Source organism: Elusimicrobiota bacterium (genome assembly GCA_016788905.1).
Lineage (GTDB): Bacteria > Elusimicrobiota > Elusimicrobia > FEN-1173 > FEN-1173 > JADKHR01.
Map to the genome: position 1 here is coordinate 1 of JAEURZ010000043.1, position 1,188 is coordinate 1,188.

Genomic DNA, 1,188 nt, shown 5'->3' on the forward strand with positions numbered 1-1,188 from the left:
ACCAGACACATCGCGGGGCCAGTGGATTCGGCTCCGAAATTTCGCGTTAAGGCGGACTTCTCGGGTGACAAAACGGTTGGTGTTTTTGATTGGAATGTTTCTTCTTGGCGCCGTTGCCTGGGCCGACTTTAACTTCATGGTCCAGGGGCGCCTTTCCGACAACACCGGCACACCTATCGGAACACCGACCGCGGTGGAATGGCGGCTTTTTCGGGATGGCGATCCCGCCACCACGGGCGGAACACCGGTTTATACCGAGACCGGCCTTATCACTCCCATTAATCCCCAAGGTGTGTTTTCCTATGAGCTGGGCTCCGGCACCCCCGTGGGATCCCCCCTGGATGCCTCCGCTTATACGGGAACGAACCCCCTCTACGCCCTTTTGAGCGTGGCGGGAACTCCCCTTCTACCCAAACTCCGCGTGACCCCGGTTCCCCGGTCCCATGTGGCCACTCTGGCGGAAGCGGTTCAAGCGGGTGGTGTGGACACCGCGGCGTTGCAAGACGGATTGGTGACGGGTGTTAAAATTGCCACGAGTTCCATTTCCGGGACCCACGTGAGCAACACCGCTCAGTTGAACGTGGACCGGATCGGGTTGGGTGGCGCCCCCGCCACGAGCCTTGACTTAGGCGCCAAGACCGACGCGGTAAGGCTCCCCACCGGCACCAGCGCCGAACGGCCAAGCACCCCCGCCAATGGGGACACACGATATAACAGCACCCTGAACGCCGTGGAAAGTTATGTGAACGGAAGCTGGCAAACCTTATCCACCGATGCAGGCACGGTAACCGGCGTCGCCGCCACATTACCCCTCGCCAGCTCCGGAGGAACTTCCCCCACAGTTTCCCTCCCCCAATCCAACGGCACCACCGACGGTTACCTGGCCAGCTCAGACTGGGCCACGTTCAACAGCAAGGTAGATTCGGCCCTGCCCGCAGGTGAGGTGCTTGTGGGCAATGGATCGAATGTAGCGGCGGGTGTTCCCCTCTCTGGGGACGCAACAATTTCCACAACCGGCGCGCTCACGCTCGTCAGTACCGGAACCGCCGGGACCTATACAAAAGTGACGACCGACGAAAAAGGCCGGGTCACCGCGGGAGACACGCTCGCCGCAGGGGACATCCCGAGCTTGGACGCCACGAAAATCACCAGTGGCGTTCTGGACGCCGCACGTATTCCCGCGGGCAC

At 61.5% G+C, this 1,188-nt stretch carries 1 protein-coding gene; it reads left to right on the forward strand.

Going from position 1 to position 1,188, the window contains the following annotated elements; genetic code table 11:
* Nucleotides 1-64 precede the first annotated feature (64 nt).
* A partial coding sequence (locus JNK54_10690) for a hypothetical protein (GenBank protein MBL8024725.1) occupies nucleotides 65-1,188 on the forward strand: 1,124 nt, incomplete at its 3' end.